At 68.6% G+C, this 4495-nt stretch carries 3 protein-coding genes and 3 pseudogenes; 1 reads left to right on the forward strand and 5 read right to left on the reverse strand.

Annotated features, from left to right (window positions below; translation table 11 throughout):
• Nucleotides 1–201 (reverse strand): annotated as a pseudogene (locus BZY54_RS51550) (GNAT family N-acetyltransferase); the annotation flags it as partial.
• 352 nt (nucleotides 202–553) lie between these two features.
• On the opposite strand from BZY54_RS51550, the gene BZY54_RS50195 reads away from it, so the two are divergent.
• Entirely contained in the window at nucleotides 554–889 is a 336-nt protein-coding gene (locus tag BZY54_RS50195; protein WP_143668004.1) for a hypothetical protein, read from the forward strand.
• Nucleotides 890–1129: 240 nt separating this feature from the next.
• On the opposite strand, the pseudogene BZY54_RS05015 reads toward BZY54_RS50195, so the two are convergent.
• The 4 genes and pseudogenes from BZY54_RS05015 to BZY54_RS05025 all read right to left on the reverse strand — a co-directional run.
• Nucleotides 1130–1932: pseudogene (locus tag BZY54_RS05015) on the reverse strand (IS630 family transposase); the annotation flags it as partial.
• An 873-nt stretch (nucleotides 1933–2805) separates the two neighbouring features.
• The gene (locus tag BZY54_RS55295; RefSeq protein WP_425276261.1) at nucleotides 2806–2880 is read right to left on the reverse strand and encodes a DUF6207 family protein; all 75 of its coding nucleotides are present in this window, start codon (nucleotides 2878–2880) and stop codon (nucleotides 2806–2808) included.
• A gap of 344 nt (nucleotides 2881–3224) precedes the next feature.
• Nucleotides 3225–3897: pseudogene (locus tag BZY54_RS05020) on the reverse strand (nucleotidyl transferase AbiEii/AbiGii toxin family protein).
• On the reverse strand, nucleotides 3894–4259 hold the full coding sequence (locus BZY54_RS05025) for a hypothetical protein (protein ID WP_086723318.1): 366 nt from the start codon (nucleotides 4257–4259) through the stop codon (nucleotides 3894–3896). Before BZY54_RS05025 ends, BZY54_RS05020 begins: the two are co-directional and overlap by 4 nt.
• Nucleotides 4260–4495 lie beyond the last annotated feature (236 nt).

A 4495-nucleotide genomic window follows, 5' to 3' on the forward strand; every position in this document is an offset into this window, starting at 1 on the left:
CACCTTGTTGGTGCGGATCGAATCCTCGAGCTCCGCGACCGTGGGGTGTCCGTCCGCGTCGATTCGGCGGTGCGGCGGCACTCGTGGATCACGTTCAGTCCACAGTTCACGCTGGACGACAGCCTCGTCTACCCGCCAAGGTCTGAGCAGCAGCCGACTCGTCTCGAGTAGAACCTCGCTGCCCGGCGCGCCAACAGTCATGACAGCAACCATCTCACGGGCGAACGAGCTGTCGTGCCACGGGGCATGGCGCCGATCGTAGACGCTCGATATGCGGGACAACCGAGATCCATCCCTGAGCGTCGCCTTGGACCTGTGCACGTTCGGCTGTACCCGGTGGGACACGTTGATCTGTTGCGCCGACATCCCGCTTCGCGGACACGGCAGTGCCGTCATTTCTCCTCGACATCTCCGAGCTCGTTGATCACTAACTTCCTCCGGAAGCCGTCGACAAACGCTGTCCCCAGACATCAACGAAGCCACACGCCCGCACCCGGCTCGAGCCGCCACCCTCGCCCGCGAGCTCAAGGCCCACGACTTCACCCGCCTGCGCGTGGGCACCCGAGCCGACACCACCCGCCGCGGCTTCACCGCCCGCGACATCACCCACCGAGAACTCGGCCCGGTCGTGGAACTCACCGCACTCGGCCCCGACCGCGAGGACCGGCACCGCGCCATCGCTGCCGTCCTGTACACCCACTACCCCCGCTACACCGCCACCGACCAGGGAACCAGCCTGCTCGCCTGCCGTACGACGGGCGTTGCGGGGCTTTCCTCAACCACGGCCAGGGTCACCTCACCCGCCGTGGGGCCCCGGCTCTGCACGCCGACACCCCCTCGTTGTTGGCGGGGCTTCCCCTACCCCTCCCGAAGGGACCTGTCCTGGTGACCGCCTCAACCGCCCTACCTCAGGCCCGCAGCACTGCCCGGACGGCTGTGGCACCGCTCCAACGGGCCGACCACACCGACTACGTTGCTCTGCTCGACCTCACCACCTCCGGCGAGGGCCTCCCGGCTGAAGCCCGTCAGGTCCTCGCTTCCCCCGTTCAGGCCACCGTTCACCCACGGTCCTGCCTTGTGCTTGACCGCCCGCACCCGTCGTAGCCCTCAGCCAGTGGGCGGCGGACTTGAGGTTGTCCCACACGAGCACCATGGGTGCGCCGAGCTGCTGGTGGGCGGCGATGAGCAGGTCGCGGTAGTCGGTCCAGGTGAAACTGCGTCTGCCGCCCCGCTTGTGATCGACGTGCCGCTTGGGCCGGTAGATCAGCCGTGAGCGTTCACCCTGCTTGTAGCAGGCCAGAGCAGCGACGGAGAAGCGGCGCTGAGAGCGCCCTCGCACCCGGATGACGGGTGTGCGTCCGCGCCGGGCCCAGGTCCGTGCGGTGGGCGGCGTCATCGAGAAGCCGGCCTCGTCTTCGAAGCACAGCCAGGCGTCGAGCGCCGCCACGGACCTTCCACCTGCGGCCAGGTCTCCTTAACCCAGCCCGCCACGGCCTCCTCGTCGCGCTTGATTGCTCGGTGGGCCGGGACCTGGTGGCTGAAGCCGTGCCGGTGCAGCATCTGCGCGATCGCCGACAGCGTCATGCTCTTGTGGAACCGGCGCCCGATCAGCGTCTTGATGCGCGCCAGCGTCCACGTCTGGTCAGGCCAGCCGTGCGCGACCGGCCCCTTGGCGAGCTCCTGCTCAAGCACGGTGAACAGGGCCTCACTCAGCTTGGGCCGTGACACCGGCCCGGCAGACCGCAGCCCCTGGGTGCCGGCATCGTGCCAGGCTCGGCGCCAGCGCTGCACCGAGCGCCCACTCACCCGTAAGTCCTTGGCGACCTCGGCGTTGGAGGCACCCGCAGCGAGTCGCTCCGCGGCCTCCAGCCGGATCCGCTCGCGAAACGCCTGCCGATCAGGCGTCAGCCCACCACCCTGCGGATATCTCACGCATCAGACATACCGCGACGTCACACATCGTCAGCCCTCAACGACATCACGCCGCAAAGGTCAGTAGCTGATCGACGACGGCAGGCGGACCAGCCAGCTGCACTTGCGTGAAAACCGGCTCCGGCGTCTCTGTGCTCACCGCTACTCCCTGAGAAGACGGGCGGCCGGTCCGCCGGGCGCGTGACCGCAAAGGCCCACCCTGATGAAGGCGCCGTAGGCGACGCGCGATCAGTGTTGCAGGCACGACCTGGCCCAGAGGAACAACCGTGCACGCATCGTGCTGTGGTGGAGGAAGCCCGAGGCTACGACATTCGGGGCCGGGACAGCTACCGCCCACCACGTTCCGGCCCGCGGGATCCAGGTGGCCGGCCGAAAGGCCGGAACGTGACGGCGGCGACCTGGTGATCCCCTGGCGGGTGCGCTGCCCACGCAGGCATGTACGCGCAACCGCTGCGTCCAGCGTGCGCACGGAAGGGTGCCTTCGTACGGTGTTGAGTGCCCGGCTTCGGACAGGACAGCAGGGCGTGGCGGTCCCGCGCTCCCGTCGCACGTTGCGCGGGACCGCCCTTGCGCTCTCGGGCGCCCGAGGCGGATGACCTGCCCACGGTCCCGGTCCCCGCCGCCCAGGGCTCCTTGCCTCCCCCCGGCGCAGCAATCCCCGCGCAGCTACCGCATCGTGCGTAATGCGCCGTGTGCCGCAGCGCACAGCAATCGGGGCCGGGCGCCAGCCCGCAAGATGGAAGACGCGGTCTCCGCTCCGTGTCCCCCGAGCCGGAGCGGGGGCCACCTCGCGCGCCGGCAGGGGACGGCCCTGGACAGGGCTCAGTCTCGTGACCAGGCGCGCGGGGGAGCCGAGCGGCCGAGATCAGGGCCCTAGTGCTGGCGCACGTACAGGAAACAGCGCAGCCGCACGCCCGGTTGCCCAGGATCCTGGGTAGCGCGCTCCATCTCCTGACTGGGGTGCGGAGAACACTTCCAGTTGTGCCCTGGATATGACTGCCTCTGGCAGCTACGAGCCCGCCACGCCTCGCGCGTCGCCCCAGAGGGCGGCGCGCGATTCGCTGCGGTGACCAGGGGCGTGGCATCGATGGCACAGGGAGTGTCTTGGCTTACACATCCCAGTCGAAATCGGCTGATCCGGCGCGCCGGGCAGCGGCGAGATCACTGAGCCGGAGGCCGAACACCGGCCGGCCATCCGATACCCGCAGCCAGGGCACATACCGCTTCAGGCGTCCCCGTCCGGGGACGAGTAGAACCGTGCGGGGGCTACTCCAGCGGGCGACTCGGGGCGGTCAGCGATCGTCGGGGTCTTCCTCGCTCTGTAGACGTGCGCCGATGTCGGTGGCCCATTCCAGGGCCCACGTCCGCAGGGCGTCGATCTGGTCGGGCTGGAGGCCGTAGTCGGCGTAGTCCTGGTCATCCCACCACTCTGCGCCGACGAGACGGTCTCGAAGGTCTTCCAGATTGAAGGCGTACCGTGCGTGGCGTCGACCGAGGGTCTCCAGGTCGGCCTTGGACCGGTGCTAGGAGGCGGCATGGATGTCGATCAGATCGCGCACTGCGCCTCTGTCGGCAAGTGCCCGAACCTTTGTGCCGATCACGTCGTCCAGCGAGAGCACTGGGCCGTACTCGCTGGACGTCGGTGGGTGCCAGAGGACCTCTTTCAGGACGTCGACCTCGCACTGTTGGCCTGTGCCGGGGGTCTGTGGTGAGGAGACGGCCGGAAAGCGCCCCGATCTCGATCTGTTCGACCTGCCAGCCACGTTCTGTGAGCCCGTTGCTCACGGAGCGGACAATCTCGCTGATCGGTGCCGGGTTCTCGGTGGCTACGTCGACGTCCTGGGAGAGGCGGTCGACCAAGCCGTGAGCTTGGACTGCGTACCCGCCGGTGATCACCAGGGGGTATGGGTTTCCGATGTCGAGGACGTCGGCCAGGAGGCGACGGTGCAGTTCGGAGAGGTTCACGCGGCCGTGGTGGCCTCGGCTGCAGGCAGGTCGGGGAAGCGGTTCTCCCAGGCGTCGCGGAGGGGACGGCTGATCAGCGTACGCAGGATGGGCCACTGGGCGATGAGCAGATCGCGGTTGAGGAAAGCGATCAGGTCCTGGCGCTGCCCTTCAGCCAGCACGGTGCGGTAGAGACTCATCCGCGAGCGGGGCTGGCTGAGCCCGTACGAGCGGCGGCCGGACCAGACGACATGCAAAGGCAGATCCACCGTGCCGGTCGCCGGACCGGTCAGCTCCTCCAATGACGTGGGGAGCCGCAGTGCGTACTGCTCCCGCAGCAGCTCGAATGCGCTCGGCGCCGCGGACGTGGAAGACACGGACATGCCTCCCAGTATCGCCCCTCGGGCACCGCGGTAACCACAAAACGACGAAGGCCCACAGCCTCCGGGCTGGCTGACCACCGCCACGGTGCACCAGAACGCCGAGATGCCCGGGAGAAGGTCCCTCGGCCGGAAAGGGGGACGGCTTCATCGCCCAGGACGGCGGGCGGGACATCTTCGCCCACTACTGCAACCTCTCCGGCACCGGTCACCGCGAGCTAGTGCCGCATCAGGCAACG

The organism is Streptomyces carpinensis (assembly GCF_002154505.1).
Classification (GTDB): Bacteria; Actinomycetota; Actinomycetes; order Streptomycetales; family Streptomycetaceae; genus Streptomyces; species Streptomyces carpinensis.